Origin of the sequence: Pyxidicoccus sp. MSG2, assembly GCF_026626705.1 — a bacterium.
Lineage (GTDB): Bacteria > Myxococcota > Myxococcia > Myxococcales > Myxococcaceae > Myxococcus.
This window is the reverse complement of record NZ_JAPNKC010000001.1, coordinates 11931360-11947020: the sequence shown is the minus strand read 5'-3', so window position 1 is coordinate 11947020 and position 15661 is coordinate 11931360. Positions and strand designations below refer to the sequence as shown.

The 15661-nt window shown below is 70.6% G+C and carries 12 protein-coding genes; 3 read left to right on the top strand and 9 right to left on the bottom strand.

Going from position 1 to position 15661, the window contains the following annotated elements:
• Positions 1-118: 118 nt before the first annotated feature.
• Positions 119-1096, top strand: coding sequence for a DUF4382 domain-containing protein (locus OV427_RS45615; RefSeq protein ID WP_267862522.1), 978 nt, complete (start codon positions 119-121; stop codon positions 1094-1096).
• 134 nt (positions 1097-1230) lie between these two features.
• Here OV427_RS45615 and OV427_RS45610 read toward each other — a convergent pair whose 3' ends face one another.
• From OV427_RS45610 to OV427_RS45590, 5 genes are all read right to left on the bottom strand, one after another.
• On the bottom strand, positions 1231-2193 hold the full coding sequence (locus OV427_RS45610) for a hypothetical protein (RefSeq protein WP_267862521.1): 963 nt from the start codon (positions 2191-2193) through the stop codon (positions 1231-1233).
• A gap of 11 nt (positions 2194-2204) precedes the next feature.
• Positions 2205-2894: a hypothetical protein gene (locus tag OV427_RS45605; RefSeq protein WP_267862520.1), complete on the bottom strand. Its 690-nt coding sequence runs from the start codon at positions 2892-2894 to the stop codon at positions 2205-2207.
• Positions 2895-2906: 12 nt separating this feature from the next.
• Positions 2907-4715 (bottom strand): metallophosphoesterase family protein, encoded by a 1809-nt coding sequence (locus OV427_RS45600; RefSeq protein WP_267862519.1) that lies wholly within the window; start codon positions 4713-4715, stop codon positions 2907-2909.
• Between the two features lie 83 nt (positions 4716-4798).
• Positions 4799-6703 carry a patatin-like phospholipase family protein gene (locus OV427_RS45595; protein ID WP_267862518.1) on the bottom strand — a complete coding sequence of 635 codons (1905 nt, stop codon included), beginning with the start codon at positions 6701-6703 and terminating at the stop codon, positions 4799-4801.
• A gap of 52 nt (positions 6704-6755) precedes the next feature.
• A complete protein-coding gene (locus tag OV427_RS45590) occupies positions 6756-7037 on the bottom strand; it encodes a hypothetical protein (protein WP_267862517.1) in 282 nt (93 codons plus the stop codon).
• A gap of 31 nt (positions 7038-7068) precedes the next feature.
• On the opposite strand from OV427_RS45590, the gene OV427_RS45585 reads away from it, so the two are divergent.
• On the top strand, positions 7069-7458 hold the full coding sequence (locus OV427_RS45585) for a hypothetical protein (RefSeq protein ID WP_267862516.1): 390 nt from the start codon (positions 7069-7071) through the stop codon (positions 7456-7458).
• A 103-nt stretch (positions 7459-7561) separates the two neighbouring features.
• Positions 7562-10309, top strand: a complete 2748-nt coding sequence (locus OV427_RS45580) for an Ig-like domain repeat protein (RefSeq protein ID WP_267862515.1) — start codon at positions 7562-7564, stop codon at positions 10307-10309.
• Positions 10310-10343: 34 nt separating this feature from the next.
• Here the strand turns inward: OV427_RS45580 and OV427_RS45575 are convergent, their stop codons facing one another.
• From OV427_RS45575 to OV427_RS45560, 4 genes are all read right to left on the bottom strand, one after another.
• A complete protein-coding gene (locus OV427_RS45575; protein WP_267862514.1) occupies positions 10344-12239 on the bottom strand; it encodes a hypothetical protein in 1896 nt (631 codons plus the stop codon).
• A gap of 10 nt (positions 12240-12249) precedes the next feature.
• Positions 12250-13785 (bottom strand): sensor histidine kinase, encoded by a 1536-nt coding sequence (locus tag OV427_RS45570; protein ID WP_267862513.1) that lies wholly within the window; start codon positions 13783-13785, stop codon positions 12250-12252.
• The gene (locus tag OV427_RS45565) at positions 13782-14456 is read right to left on the bottom strand and encodes a response regulator transcription factor (protein ID WP_267862512.1); all 675 of its coding nucleotides are present in this window, start codon (positions 14454-14456) and stop codon (positions 13782-13784) included. The genes OV427_RS45570 and OV427_RS45565 overlap by 4 nt, the downstream gene beginning before the upstream one ends.
• Before the next feature lie 131 nt (positions 14457-14587).
• Positions 14588-15595: a protocatechuate 3,4-dioxygenase gene (locus OV427_RS45560; RefSeq protein ID WP_267862511.1), complete on the bottom strand. Its 1008-nt coding sequence runs from the start codon at positions 15593-15595 to the stop codon at positions 14588-14590.
• Positions 15596-15661 lie beyond the last annotated feature (66 nt).

The following is a 15661-nucleotide window of genomic DNA, read 5'->3' as shown; positions in this document are numbered from 1 at the left end:
CTGAACCCTCCACTTCCAGAATCCATGAGTGAAGGGCCGTGGCCGTTTGTCGCTCCGGCGGGTCAATTTCACCCGAAAGGGCTCGCAATCCCAGAGCCCCGCTGGAGCCCATCGACCCATGCCTCGGATTTCACACCTTCGCTCGAGCTTCGCTACCCTCCTGGCCGTCACGCTGCTGCCCCTGGTGGGCTGTGGCGGCGGTGAGGGCAAGGTCACTGTGCTGATGACCGACGCTCCGGGCGACAACCTCAAGACCGCGGTCGTCACCATCTCCGAGATCTACCTGCAGGGCGGTGGCGGCGACGACGACAGCAACGACGACGACGTCATCGGGAAGTCCAACGGCGACAAGGGCGGCCGCGTGGTGCTGCTCGACGAGCCCGTCACGGTGAGCCTGCTGGACCTGGCCAACAAGACGTCGGAGCTGGTGTCCGACGCGGTGGTCCCCAACGGTGACTACTCCGAGATCCGCTTCGTCATCACCGGCGGCTACATCGAGGTGAAGAACGCGGACGGCTCCACGTCCATCTTCGCCTCCTCCAACGACTACGCCGAGCTGCCCGAGGGGGCCGAGGTCTCCGGCGCCCTCCACATGCCGAGCTACGGCAGCTCCGGCCTCAAGGTGAAGTTCACCGAGAAGCTGAGCATCGAGGGTGAGCAGAAGATCCTCCTGGTGGACTTCGACGTCGCGCAGAGCTTCGGCAAGGAGGCGGGTGGCTCCGGCCGCTGGGTGATGAGCCCGGTCATCAAGTCCGCCGAAGTCACGGCGTCCGGCAGCATCAACGTGACGCTGGCGAAGGGCGCCGGCGTGTCGCTGCCGGTGGTGGACGGCCACCAGGTCACCCTGGGCGACTTCCGCGCGGTGATGATCAACGCCGCGGGCAGCCGCGAGGAGCTGGCGCTGGCCGACAGCGACGGCAACGGCACCTTCGAGGCGAGCTTCAAGTTCCTCATCCCGGGCACCTTCTCGCTGAGCATCGCGGGGCCCGCGGGCGTCACCTTCAACACCTCGCCGGATGCGCCGGTGACGGTGGAGCTGGGGTCCGGCAAGGACCTCACGCAGGCCTTCACGCTCACCGACGCGCAGCCGGACTAGCGCGAGCGAGCGTCAACAGTGCAGTTGGGTCGGCGCGGGGCCGACCCAGACGAGGCGTCGGGGCGTGCTCCCCGGCGCCTCGTTTTTTTCGTCCCGCCCCGGTTCAATCCCAGGTCACGCCAGCGCGTCTTGACTCAGTAGACGACGAGCGGATGCGGCGGGTAGTAGCTGACGATGGTCAGCACGGGGATGCGCGGCGCCTCTTCGTCCCCATCGGTGCCGCCGGAGGTGACGCGCATGCCGTCGAAGCGGGCGAGGATGACGTAGTCGCGGCGGTTCTCCAGGAAGGGGTCCGCGTGCGGCAGCCGCCCGAGCGCCTCGCGCCCCGTCTCGTCGGAGATGTTGTCGTAGTGCTTCCGCGTGACGGTGCGCTCCTCGCGCTGGCGCGACGTCACCGTGCCGCCGATGCGCCCCGGCCCCGAGAGCTGCGTCTGCCCGTCCAGGTCGCCAGAGTACGAGGACAGCATGTCGGAGCGCTCGCTGTAGCCCACCGGCGCATTCGTCTCGACCGAGGTGAGCGTCTGCTCCACCAGCCACACCGTGGGGCGCTCGCCTTCCGAGCGCTGATCCGCGACGCGGGCGCGCAGCAGCACATAGCGGCCCTTGTACGTGTCCGGCCGGTCCATGGCGGACGACAGCGAGAAGATGGGAATCCGCCGATCCTGGAGGGTCTGCAATTCACCCGTCACGCTGCCGCCGCGCTGGGCCACCACGCGGGCGATGAGCGCCGCGCCCTCGGGCCGCACGCGCAGGTCCTCCGCCCAGGCACGGCCGAGCAGCGCATTGAGCTGCGTGAAGGGGGTGTTCTCGATGCACGCCTTGAGCGCGGCCCAGCCCTCGTCGCGCGACTCGGCCTGGACCCGGCGCGCGGCGGCCTCGCACAGGGCGGGGTTCGGGTAGCGCGCGGCGAAGGCCTTCGGGTCCGCCACGGCGCTGGGCGCGGGCGGCTCGGCGGGCGCGGCGGGAGGCCGCTCGACGATGGCTTCCTGTCGGGGCGGCGGCTCCGTCCACGTGACGTGCGAATGCGAAGCACCGCAACCGGCGGAGAGAGAGCCCAGCAGGGCCCAGGTGGGGAGCATCCAGGGATGGCGGAGCATGGAAGGAACTCCTAGAGCGAGGCGGAGCCAGACTGGGTGGAGCGGCCGTGCTCCCGGACCGTGGGCGCGGAGCGTGAGCCCGACGAAGGCGGCAGCACCATGGAGCACGCGTCCGAGCAGCGGTCGCTGAGACACGCGAGCGTCGCCGGCGGGGCGAGCTGCTGGGAGACGTCCGAGTAGCAGCGGTCGCCGGTGCCGGGGCAGCCCGCGCGCGCGGCGCACTCGCAGCACGGCGAGGCCACCGTGGCCATGAACTGCACGTCCTGCAGCACGGCGGACAGGGCGCGGTAGCAGTCGCGGGCGCTCGGAGCGAAGCGGCCCTTCGCGTCCACGACGGGCGCGGTGCCGTCCAGGCCGCACTGGTCCACGGCGGTGGTGTAGCGACGCTCGCACAGGGCGGTGAGCGTCGCGTCCGGGCGGCCCTCGCGGATGGTGCTCACGGCCTCCGCGCACATCGCCTTCGCGACGTCCTGGAGGAGCTTGCGATTGGCTGTGTCCTGACTGTCGCTGGGGGCGCTGGAGGACAGGTCGGCCTCGAAGACGCACTCCTTGCCCGCGCGCAGGGTGTCGATGTTGCACGCCCATGCGGTGGGCGAGTCGTCCGCGACGGGCGGCGCCGCGAGCGCTTCGGGAGGAAGGGCTGGCGCGCTTCCTTCCGGCGCCGAGCCCAGCAGGAACAGGGAGAAGAGGAGGGCCTTCATGGACCAGGCAGGTTAGGACGTTGCGTCCCCAGGCACAAACGCTCCCGCGCGCGAGTGTTGCGTCCTCCCCTTCCCTACCTTCGTGGGTGGGGCCTTCGTCCGCCCCACGACGATGGGCTTCTCTATCAACTCCGGCGCCGTGGCCCCGCCGTCCTTCGGGTCCGCCACCCACTCCGGCTCGCGCACCGTGTCGCCGGCCTTCCACGCCCGGGGCACGCGCCGGATGCCCACCGGGTACAGGGTCAGTTGCCCCTCCCTGTCTATCTTCAGCCGGAGGAAGTTCTTCCAATCCGGAATGGCCAGCGACGAGAACGCCTCGTTGGGGTGACACCCGAACACATTGAGGGAGATGAGCAGGTACACCCCCATCAGTGTGGGCCCGACGGCGAAGCCCCCGGCGAACAGCAGGAGCCCACTGCACACGTCTCGACGCAGGCTGTCACCGCCGTTCACCAACACCCCCGACAGCGCGGACGCGGCCCACGTCAGCAGCAGGGCCGCCAACAGATGTGCGACGCCATGGAGCCCTCCGGCCAGTCTCCGCCACCAGGGGCCCCGGCGCCCATCCGCGAAGCCCACCATCCCCACCACCAGCAGCGCGGCCATCAGCATCGAGCCGCTGTAGTCGATGGCCCCTGACAGCACCGAGATGAACGAGTTGGACGTCCCGGTGCCATTCAGTCTCGCCGCGAGCCCCCAACCGAGCAGCGCGTAGAGGATGCCGGTGAACACGCCGAACCACGGGTTGTGGCCGAGGAAACCCAGGTTGCGCCACGTCAGGCGCTGGGACACCTCGCGGGTGGGGAAGCTCTCCTGGAGGACGTAGCCGTCCGGCCGTGAGTCCACGCGAGGCAGGTGCGTGGGGTGCAGGAAGGCGCCGCCACCGCCCGCGACAATCTTCTGTCGCCCCTCCTCGTTCTCATGGCGCCGGTAGTGGTGCAGGTCTCCCGCGAGGAAGACGCTCACCTTCTTCCCGAGCACTGTCTCCTCGAGGAAGGCGATGTTGTTGTCGAGGAACTCGCGGCCGGCATGGGGCTTCACCTGCTGGTAGATCCACTCGGGCTCCGCGTTGCAGAGGATGACGCGGTCGCCATCGCCCATCTTCTTCGCCACGTTCTCGAAGAACTCCACCTGCGCGGCGTCCACGTCCGACTCCAGTTGCATGTCCGTGCCCAGCAGCCACCACCCTCGAGGCAGCTTGAGCGCGAAGTAGCTGCGCCGCTGATGCGTGCGCCAGGCCTTGGACTGCCGGCCCTGGCAGAACAGGCGCAGGAAGGACACCAGCCCGTCGTACCAGTCATGATTGCCGGGCACGGCGAACAGGTGCGGCGGCTGGCGGCCGTGGAACATCGCGGCCTCGTAGGGGCGCACCGTGCGGGCCTGGTACTCGTCCACGCTCGCGGTGGGGTACACCTCGTCGCCGCCGAAGACGAGCACGTCGCCTCCCTGTGTTGCGTGCGTGGTGCCGGTGGGGTCCTTGAGGGACAGCTCCGGCCGCGTGACGGCGAGGGCCACGGCATACGTGCTGTCCCAGCCGTCACCCAGGTCGGCCACGTAGTCCAGCCACAGCTCGTCCCTCGGGCGGCCGGCGTCGTCCACGGTGAAGTCGAAGAAGTACGGCTGCGGAGAGGCCACCGCGTCCAGCAGCCGGCGGTCGGCCTGCTTGCCAATGGTCGCCGACAGGAGCGACTTCACGCCCGCCTTCGCGAGCACGCCCGGGTCGAACCAGCACACCATCTTCCGCCCGGGCGGAGCGGCGGGCTGGGGCGCGGGGCCCCTGCCTGGAATGGCTTTCACATCGGCGTTCAGGGTCTCGGACATGGTGCGCCTCCGCTGAGGTCGAGTGGGGAGCCTGACGCCGTGACGCCGCCGTGGTGGCCTGCGTCGGGCTGCCCGGCTCCTCCTCACGCCAGGGGCGGCGGAGCTGCCATCCCCTGGGTTTCCATGGCCAGCTCGCGAGCGAGGCCCGGTCTCGCGAGCGGCGCGTAGCGGTCCCACAACGGCCCGAGGAAGAAGCGCCCGAAGCGGGCCATGGCGGACAGCCCCGCGCTTCCCCGGCGGGCCGGGTGCATGCTGGAGATGAGCTCGAGAATCTGGCCCGCGCCGAGCGTCAGCATTCCGGCGCCCACCACGGGCCCCCGGGCATCCGGGCCCTCGTGGAGCTGGCAGTGGAGCCGGGTGGTGTCCCTCCACAGGGAAGCGCCGGTGTAGCGGATGGCGCGGGTGCCTTCGAGGAAGTACTCGCGTCCCTCGTGTGCGAAGCGCAGGCCGTAGTTCATCAGCCGGATGCGCGGGTCCTCGCGGGACTGGAAGATGTTGAAGCTCCCCTGCCGCACGGGGACATCCTCGCCGAAGGGCGCGTAATCGAGCCGGGCCACCAGCCTCGCGGTGTGGCGCACGTCGCTGACGAACGCGTCCATGTCGTCCACGGCGATGGTGAGGTGGATGGTGAGGGGCCGGGCGTCGGGATGGAGGGCGCCGGCCATCGGGTCCGTGGGGCCGAGGGCGAAGGGGCCGGTCAATGACTCACGGAAGGTCAGGTCGGCGGCGGGCTCGGTGGTCAGCGTCATCTCGGGGGTGAGCGGCAGGCCCTGCTCACCGCGCACGGTGAGGTAGCGCCACGTGTCCGAATAGCCCATGTCGATGAGGGAGGCGGCGGTGACGCGCCCATCGTAGAGGTCCGTGTCGAGCGGGAGCGGACGCTCGGGCTTCACGAGGTGGACGGCGATGGGGCGACGGTGGCCCATCACCTCTTCGCCCGCGAGGATGCGCTCGTTGATTTCGCGAACGCGCTCGAGCTGCTCGAAGAGGGCGCCGTTGGCGCTCAATTCCATGAGGTGGGCGTACTGCTGGAGGAGCCCGCGGCCGTAGCGCGGCGTGTTGCCGATGCACCACAGCACCCAGATGACGTCCGCGCCCCGGCGCACGGCCTCCATCAGGTTGCCGTCCTGGATCCACAGCGAGTCGGTGTAGAGTGTGCCGTCCCGGTTCACCGGAGGCATGAGGATGGGCGGCGAGACGCCGGCCACCAGCAGGTCCGTGTCCACACGCGTGTGCGGGATGACCTCGTTCACCTTGCGGGCGAAGTCGCAGACGTTGAAGGTGCCGTCGAGGACCTTGCTGGCACGGACGGCGGCCGCGTCCACGCCCAGGTGGGGCAGGACGCGCTGCACGAGCGCGCCGGCATCTCCCAGGGCCTCCACGTCGAGCAGGTCCACCGGCTTCCGGGGCGCGGCGAAGGTGAGGAAGTCCTTCACGGCGAGCGTCCGCCACCGATGGCAGATTTCCTGGGGCGACTGGCCGGCGAGCAGCATGGCCAGGTTGAGGATGCCGCTCGACGTGCCATCCGCGTGCTGGAAGACGACGCCTGCGTCCGTGAGGGCCCGAATCGCGCCGGCCTGCCACGCGACGCGCATGCCGCCACCCACGAGGATGAGCGAGCGCTTCCGACCGTCTCGGCTACCGATGAGTCGTGACTGTGCGGCGCTCTCCGTTGCGGACCGGTGTGCCCTGGCGCCGCCCTTTCCCCGTCGCGAGACGGCGGCGGAGTCGACGCGCCGCGAACCGGCGGGCGCTCGTCCCCTCCTGCCCTCGTTACGTCGCGGCTCACCACCGGCCCGTGCTCCCTTGCCCCTGAGCGCGAGGTATCCGAACGACAGCGCACCACCAAGCAGGTTCCCTGCGACCACGCCCAGCGCCAGGGGAGACAGGCGTCCCCACACCGGTCCCCTGCCCGGTTCCCCGTCCCTCTCAGCCTCGCGTTCGGGAACTTCGCTGTCGTGAAGAGTGCTGGACGGTTCGGCTGGCATGACGCGCACCCCACGTCTCGACTCGACCAGGCCGGTCGCGGTGAGGACTGCGTCACGAAGGGCCTGCCCCCCTCCGGTACGTCGTCAGCCAGGGGAACCTGTGACAAACCTGGGGAGCACCCGCGCGGCGTGCAACCCCATCACTTCCACACCAGCGCGGCTCATTGGCCTTCGGAGCATCCTTCCCCATCCGCTCGCGGATGGCCGCATGGGACCAGCCGGTGAGGCTTGCGAGCGTCTGCACCTCGCGCTCCCGCCGCTCATTCACGCGCTCCCAGTACCCCTTGGCCGCGCTGCCCTCCGCCTGTCCCTGGAACGTCCATGGTGAAGCCATCAGCGCCCCCGGAGCCGGAGGGTTTTATGAAGTGGATTCGAGCAAGATGCCGCCCCAGGCCCTTGCGCGAGGTGGACCGGTGGACGCGGAGTGGAAGCCGTATGAAGACGGAGGCTCGCTCGGGTGGGCGGGCTCGCAGGGCGGCACGATTGCCCGCGACGAGGACCTCGCCGGGCAGGTGCGCCTCACCTACGAGGTGGATGACTCGCGCTCCTTCCACGCCCTCACCTGCTCCGTGGCGGGCTGGCTGCTCCACCACCGCTTCTTCGACAACGCCGCCGACGCCACCGCCGCCTTCGATGCGATGAAGCCCGCGCTGGAGGAACTCCTCGGCCGGCTCACCGAGGGTGGCCCGAAGTCCCCCGCCGAGGCCCGCGCAGGAGGCCCCCTCCTCGCCGCGTTCATGGCCCGCTTCTCCTGACGTTCCGCGTCCGAGGTCCCGGGTCATCCGGGCCCCGCCGCGAATGAAATGGCGTTCGCGTTAAGGTGCGGCCCTTCGCCCTTTGCGTTCCGGGTCGTCCCCCATGCATCCATTCCGTTTCACCGCTCCGGTGTCCATCCGGGCATGCGCCGTGCTGCTCACCCTGCTCTGCGCGCGAGCCCATGCCCAGGCCGAGCCGACGTCGGTCACCATCGTCGGCACCTTCCAGTCCGAGCTCGGCTGTCCCGGAGACTGGGACCCGGCCTGCAGCAGCACGTCGCTGGAGCGCAACGCGGTGGACGGCGTCTGGCGCCGGCTCTACACCGTCCCGGGAGGTCCCCAGGAGTTCAAGGTCGCCCTCAACGGCTCGTGGGAGGAGAACTACGGAGCCAATGCCCGGCGCGATGGCGACAACCTCCTCTTCAGCCACACCGAGGACTTCATCGGCGTGAAGTTCTACTACGACCCGGTCACCCACTGGGTCACCAACTCCACGCTCACGCCCATCGCCGTGCTCGCGGGCTCGTTGCAGTCCGAGCTGGGATGCCCCGGAGATTGGGACCCGGCGTGCATGCTCACGTGGCTGAAGGACATCGACGGGGACGGCGAGCAGGCACTGCGCATCCCGTCCCTCCCCGCCAACACCTACGAGCTGAAGATCGCCCACCACGAGAGCTGGGAGGAGAACTACGGCCTGAACGGTGAGCGCGACGGGGCCAACATCCCCATCACCGTGCCCGCGCCAGGCCAGGAGATCGAATTCACGTACTTCAGCTGGAACCACGTGCTCGTGATCCACGTCGCCGCGCCGACCGCCACCACGCTCACCGTCTCGCCGAATCCGTCGCGCCTGGACGAGCCCGTGACGCTCACGGCCCGGGTCACGGTGACGGAGGGAGTGGGCGTTCCCACGGGGTTCGTGACGTTCAGGGTGGAGGGCGAAGAGCTGGACACCGTGTCCGTGGGGCCGGGCGGCGTGGCGACGCTGACTGTCCCGACCTTCCCCAGTGGAACGGCCGCCCTCAGCGCCGATTACCACGGCATCTACAATTTCAGCCGCTCGGTGCCCGTCATCCTCGAGACGGGGGAGCAGACGACGACGACACTGACCGTCACGCCGGGAAGCGCTACTGCCTACGGCGAGCAGGTGACGCTCGAGGCCACCGTGATGCGGGCGGCACCGGACACGGGGCCCGCGAGGGGTGATGTCGTCTTCCTGAGCGGTGACACGGTGCTGGGCTCCACGCCGGTGGACGACTCCGGGCACGCCTCCTTCTCCATCTCGACGCTGCGGGCGGGAGCGCATGTGCTCCATGCCTTGTTCTCGCCGCAGTCGCCGTTCATCCCCTCGTCCGACCAGGCCACGCACACCGTCAACCGGGCGGCGACCGAGGTCTTCCTCGGCTCGGACGGCGCGATGCGTCCGGTGGGACTGCCCATCACATTCACCGCGGTGGTGCAGCACAGCGGGCCTGCTCCGCGTCCCCCGTCGGGCAGCGTCAGCTTCCAGGCCGTCGCGGGTGGCGTCACGCAGGAGCTGGGGACCTCGGCGCTGAGCGCACAGGGCGAGGCCTCCATCGTCGTGAGCGGCCTGCCCATGGGCACCTACGCGGTGACTGCGACGTACTCGGGAGACGACGGGTTCCAGTCGGCCACGTCCGCCGTGTTCACGCAGGTCGTCACCTTCGTGCAGACGCAGACGGTCATCACCGTGTCGCCGGCAACCAGCGTCTATGGGCAACCGGTGGACATCCAGGTGGAGGTGCGGCCCGAGACCGCGGTGGAGCAGACGCCCTCGGGACAGGTCTTGATCCAGTCGAGCGACGCGGACGAGCCTGGGCTGGAGGTCTTGCTGACGCTCGACGCGGCAGGCAGGGCCAGCCTCCGCACGGCGCTCCCCGAGCCGGGTGAGTACTCGGTGGCCGCGAACTACGAGGGCGGCGGCGTCTTCCGCGGAAGCATGTCGAATGCGGCCTCCGTCACGGTCAAGCGCGGCGCATCGCAGGTCGCGCTGAGCTCTTCCCTGCTTCACTCGGACAGCGGCCAGGCAGTGACCTTCATCGCGCTGGTGGGCGCGGCGCCGCCGGCGGCTGGCACGCCGGGCGGGAGCATGACCTTCCTGGATGGGACGACTGCGCTCGCGACCGTCCCTGTCAACGCGCAGGGCGCGGCAAGCCACACCACCGCGACGCTGACCCCAGGGGAGCACGGCATCACTGCGGCGTACTCGGGTGACCCGCGCTTCGAGCCGAACACCTCGGCGGTGGTCGTGCAGGTCGTGAGCGCTCCCGAGCCGCAGGACGCGGGGCCGGGCGACCAGGATGGCGGCTCCGCGCCCGATTCCGGGTCGTCCGCGGACGGTGGCACCGGCGAGTCCGACGCGGGGCCCGGCGACGTGGATGCGGGACCGGCACCGGATGCGGGTGGCGGCGACACGGACGCGGGGTCGGCACCGGACGCTGGCTCAGGTGGCACGGATGCGGGCTCCAGTCACGAGGACGCGGGCTCGGCGCCGGATGCGGGCGGCAGCAACACGGACGCCGGCACGGGTGACACCGACGCCGGCCCCGGTAACACGGACGCCGGCCCGGGTGACACCGATGCGGGCACCGGTAACGAAGACGCCGGCAGCACGCCGGGCAACGACGCCGGCACCCAGGTTCCGGACGCAGGCACGGGATCCGGCAACGCCGACGCGGGAACCCCCGACGCGCCGGGCGACGAGACCGCCTCGGGCTGTGGCTGCGGCGCAGGCACCGGCGGCGGTTCCCCGCTGCTGCTGCTCGGGATGTGGATGGGCCTCACCGCCATCCAGTCCCGCCGTCGCTCCAGCCGACAGACGGGGGGCTGATACAGCCTCCAGAGGGCTCGGGCCTCCCGAGCCCTCACGCCGTTGCCGCGCTCAGCTTGGAGACGATGAACCACATGAACAGGCCCACGGCCAGGAGCCCTCCGCCAGTCTTGGCAAGGGACCAGAGCCATTCCTCGCGGGCCTCTTCGCGCTCGTACTCCTCGACGTACTGCCGTGCGGCGACGTTGCTCGAATCCAGCGCGAGCGCCCGCTTCGCATAGACCGCCCGTTCCCAGCCCCCGCGTCCGTCTCCGATCGCATCCATGTAGATACGGGCAAGCTCGGGACGGGTCGTGGCCTTCACCCGCGCCTCGACCCGCTCGAGCTGCGAGTCCAGACGGTCCATACGCCCGTCCTTCCACTGGGACATGAGGGCCCGAGCCACCTCCGTCAGCTCCGGCTCCAGCCCGGCCTCATGCTCGCGACCGGCTCCCGGCACCGCGATGCGTTCGAGCGCCTTGTCCACCCCTGCCACGTCGCGTGCCCTTGCGGCCGCCTGCGCCACCCGTGCATGGGCCACGGCCAGCTTCGCATGGTGCTCGCGGCCTTGAGCATCCGTCGCGGCCTTTTCCAGGAGGGTCAGCGCCGTGTCGAACTGCTGCTCGCTCAGCGCACCGTCCACCGCGTCCAACGTCTCCTGAAGGGCCCCCACGCGCTCGGAGCGCAGCCGCGCATGGATGGCGCGCGCCAGCGCCCCCGAGTCCGCGGCGGCCTCCTTCAACTCCAGCTTCGAGGCCCGGGCCCGCAGCGGCGCCCGCACCGCACCACCGCGGGCCGCCAGCAGGGAGAGCACCGTGTCCTCCAGCGACCCGAGCTCCTCACCCAGTGCTCCCACCAGCGCGGCATTCGTTTCCTTCTCCGGCATCGCGGACAGGCACGCCTTCAGGTCCACGCCGTCCACGCCCGTCACCCCCAGCCTCAAGACGATCGGCACCGCGTCCGGAGCGCGGCTCGCGCAGAGCACTCGCAGAGCGTCCACCGCGCCGGGACCGCGCAGCAGGTCCACGAGCTCCTCTGGTTTCCACTTGCGCAAAAAGCCCCGTGCCACGTTCCGGTGGGGCCCCTCCTGGTACGCCACGGCCACGAGCGCAGGGACGGCCAGCGCGGGCTGGAGGTCCATAACCGCGTCCTCCACGATGCGCTCCAGCTTCGCGCCCGAGGCGAACAGGTTCGTCATCGGGTGGTCGGGAAGGCGTGCGCGCAGTTCCTCGAGCGAAGGCAGGTACCACGCGTAGTCCTTCTCGGCCTTCAGCACGGAGAGCAGCAGCGGGACGTCTTCACCGGTCCCCACGCGGCCCAGCAGGCGCAGGGCGTACAGCGGGGTGATGCCCTGGCCGAAGGCATCGGCAATCCCCAGCGGCCCACCGGCCACCCACTTGCGCACCTCCTCACGGAGGAGCGTCGCATCCGGACCGAGCGCGGAGAGCTCTTCCGCCGCCACGGCCAGGTCCACGGCCCCCTTGGAGTTGGACAGCAGGAACAGTGCGCGGGTGAAGCCCGGAGTCCTGGCGCCGCTCGCTGCCAGCCGGTAGCTCACCAGGACCGCGGTCGGATGCGCTTCGAGTTCCGGCATGGGAGGGTCGTAGTTGAGCGTCACCGGGGTCGGCCCGCGCGCGTTGAACAGAAGCCAGGATCTTTCGCGCCGCACCCAGCGCACCGACGAGTCCGGCCGCTCGTAGCCCACATCGAGCTTCACGCGGAGCAACTCCAGGTCCAGGCGGTTGTCCACCGTGATGGTCTGCTCGAAGTAGGGCGTCCAGGGACCGCGCAGGTGCTTCCGCCGCTGCAGGTTGCGACCCGTGATGCCCGAGATGCGAACCTGGCCCTCGTCGGCCTGGGTGTACCGGGCGGGCGCGTCAACCTCCTCGGCGGCCTGGGTGTTCGAAGGCCCGACGAACAGCAACGCCACGACGAGGAAGACTCCGCGCATCCCGCCGAGACTACCCGCCCGATACCTCGCCCTCCAAACCCACTTCCAGCCCGCCGTACTCCGATGGCAACAGTGACAGTGTCCACCCATGGACCTGCGCGACATGGTGGGTGATGTGCAGGCCCAGCCCCTGCCCTTCGAGGCCCCGTGTCCGCGCGGCATTGCCCCGGAAGCTGCGCTCCAGCAACCGTGAGCGCTCCTCCTCGGGGATGCCCGGCCCGTCGTCGATGACGCGCAGGTGGAAGCGGCCCTGGCGCGGGCTCTCCAGCACCACCGCCACGTGCCCGTCCTCGTGGCCGTGGTGGATGCCGTTGAAGACGACGTTGCTCACCGCCTGCTCGATGAGTGTGACGTCGCCACTCACCCAGACGGGGGCCTCGGGCACGCCGCTCTCCAGGGAGATGCGCCGCTGCCGCGCGATGGGCTGGTGCCGAGCGATGACGCGGGCGATGACGGCGTTCAGGTCCACCGGAGCGCGCTGGACCTGCGGCGCCCCGGCCTCGAGCCGCGCGGCCGCCGCCAGGTTGTGCACCAGCGAGGCGATGTAGTGGGCTTCCCCCATCGCGGATGCCAGCACCGTCGATTCCGAGGTCTCTCCGCGCCCGGTGCGCTGCTGAAGGGTAGACAGGTGCCCCTGGAGCACGGTGAGCGGCGTCATCACGTCGTGCATGGTGTTGGCGAGAAAGTCCCGCAGCGCCTGCTCGCGAGCCTCCTGCTGCGACAACTGGCTCTGGATTTCCGCGCGAGCCTCCTGGAAGGCCCGCGCCAGTTCGGCGACCTCGTCGTTGCCGCGCACGGAGACGGGCTGCTGGTAGCGACTGACGGCGGAGGCCCGCACCTCTCCGGTGAGCTGTCGGACGCGCCGGACGACGGGCCCCACCGCCACCACCACGGCCACGACGGCGAGCAGTGGCACGAGCAGCACTTCGGGGGGCGGTACGCCCTCGGTCGGTGCGCCCGGACCTTCCACACGCCGCGCGAGGACATAGGCACAGGGCCCGCCCTCCCAGGGCATGCGCAGCAGCACCTCCAGGACGGCGCGCCCCTCTCGCGTCGAGCGGCGGACGACCGCGCTCTCTCCCGAGCGGACCGCCTGCTGGACATCCTCGGAGATGATGGGGGCGGACGGGTTGCTGGAGACAAACCGGTCGTCATAGGGAAAGTGAGCGAAGGCGGGCGGCGGCCGCCCGGAGCGCCCCGGTCCGAAGTCGGGGGGCGGACCCAGGTCCGGACGAGGCCGCTGCCCGGAGGGCCCTCCCGGACCATTCTCGGAAGGAGGCTCACGCGCTGGAGCCCTCCCACCTCCCTCGGGCCCACCGGGTGGCCGGGATGGCTCACGCGGAGGCGGCCCCCTGCGCACCGTCCACGACCCGGGAGCGGCCTCGCAGCGCTCCCGCTCCCCCGCCTGCATCTGCGCGAGCGTGGAGGCTTCGAGCACCTCCTCCTGACTCCGCAGCCGCAGCGAGCGCTGGGCCAGGCTCAGTCCCGCGACGACGGGAACCGTCACCGCCACCACCGTCAGCGCCAGGCGCAGTCGCAGCTTCAAGTGCCATCCCCCGGAACCAGCCGGTAGCCCACACCCCACACCGTTTCCACCCCGTGCTGCGCCCCCAACTTCCGCCGCAGCCGCGACACGTGGACGTCCAGCGTCCGCTCGGTGCCCTCGCGCTCCGGGTCCAGCACGTGCTCCACCAGCCACTGACGCGTCACCGCCTCGCGGGGACGCCGGGCCAGCGCCGCGAGCAGCGCGAACTCCACGCGCGTCAACTCCACGGGCTGCCCGTGCAGGGACACCTCGTGGGCCTGGAGGTCCACGCGCAGCGGCCCCAACTCGACGACGGCGTCCGCCTTCTGGAGCGACGGCCGGCGAAGGCGCGCGCGCACCCGCTCGATGAGCTCCTCCGGCCAGAAGGGCTTGGTCATGTAGTCGTCCGCGCCAAGCTTCAGCGCCCGCACCTTGTCGAGGGTGTCGTTGCGCGCGCTCAGGATGAGGACGGGCACCTCGGAGAAGGTCCGGAGGGCCTTGAGCATGTCCAGGCCGTAGGTGCCGGGCAGCATCAGGTCGAGCACCACGAGGCTCACCTCGGGCAGGCCCTCGGGGGTCAGCAGCCGGCCCTCCCGCCACCACGTGGGCTCGAAGCCCGCGCCGCGCAGGTGCTCGACAATCTGCGCGCCGAGCTGTGCGTCGTCCTCGACGAGCAGGATGCGCTCCCCCATGACCCGTGTCTCCTCACTCGCGCCGGGGCGCCGTGCGCGCGACCGGTGTTGAACTCCACTTCCGGCCAGTACGCACGTCGCCCCCGGGAATCAAGTCACGCGGCGGCGCGAGTGACGGATGTGCTCACCGCTCACCCTCCACCGGGAGGCGGAGGCGGCATGCCGCCATCCCAGCCGGGGGGCGGGCCCATACCGCCATCCCCGCCCGGGCCACCCGGTCCACCGCTGCCACCGGGCACCTGGCACTGCGCCGTGTCGAGCGACGAGCGGATGACCAGGGTCTTCCAGGCCAGCATCGCGCCATCCGCCATGCGCTCGGTCTGGAACACGTAGTCGGCCACCGAGTCCGCGGAGATGACGGTGTCGTCGCTGTTGGTCGTGTCCCGTGCGCCGCGCGCATTGTAGAGCGGCTGGGTGTTGACGATCTCGTCGTCGAGGGAGTCCTCGAAGAAGAGCTGCGACGTGACGTACTCGTTGCCGTTGACGCGGATGGTGAAGTGGATGTGGATGGTGCGGCTGCTGTACCAGCCGGGGAAGCAGGTATCGAAGTCCACCCGGCCGTTCGCATCCGTCGTCTGCACGCCGCGGAACCACCGCGCGGCCCGCGCCGTGGCATCCCCCGAGGTGCAGAAGTCGCTCGCATCCTCACCCGAGTAGAGCCCCTCGGGAGCGGCATGCCAGATGTCGACGGAGGCGCCCGGCACCGGCTTGCAGGCCTCGTCCACCACGAGGAGCGCGAGCCGCACGGGCAGCCCGTCATGGCCCTCGCTGATGTCCTTGCGGTCGACAGTGGTCGCATAGCAGGGGCCCAGCGTGGCCGCGCACGTGAGGGTGCACGCCGTGCCGATGCCCGAGGAGAACGGGTCGGGATACGAGGCGGCCGCCGTCATCGCGGCGGTTCCACCGGTGGCCCAATTCCCGGCGGAGCCGGTGCCCGCGTCGGCACCCGTGCCGGAGTCGGCCGTCGTGTCCGTGCTCGCGTCGGTGCCGGTGTCGCCCTCCGGTCCGTCCGTCCCCTCGCCGCACGCCATGACGAGCCGGGCGAGCGGCAGGGCCGCCAGCGCCATGCCCATGCCGCGCAGCACCTTCCGGCGTGTCACGACCTCCGCAATGAGGTTCTTCTTGGCGTCGTTGTTCATCCTGGCCCTCCTGAGTGCCGGTTCAGTTCCGCCCGTGGCTTTCGGGCGTGAGGAGGGTTCTCGTGG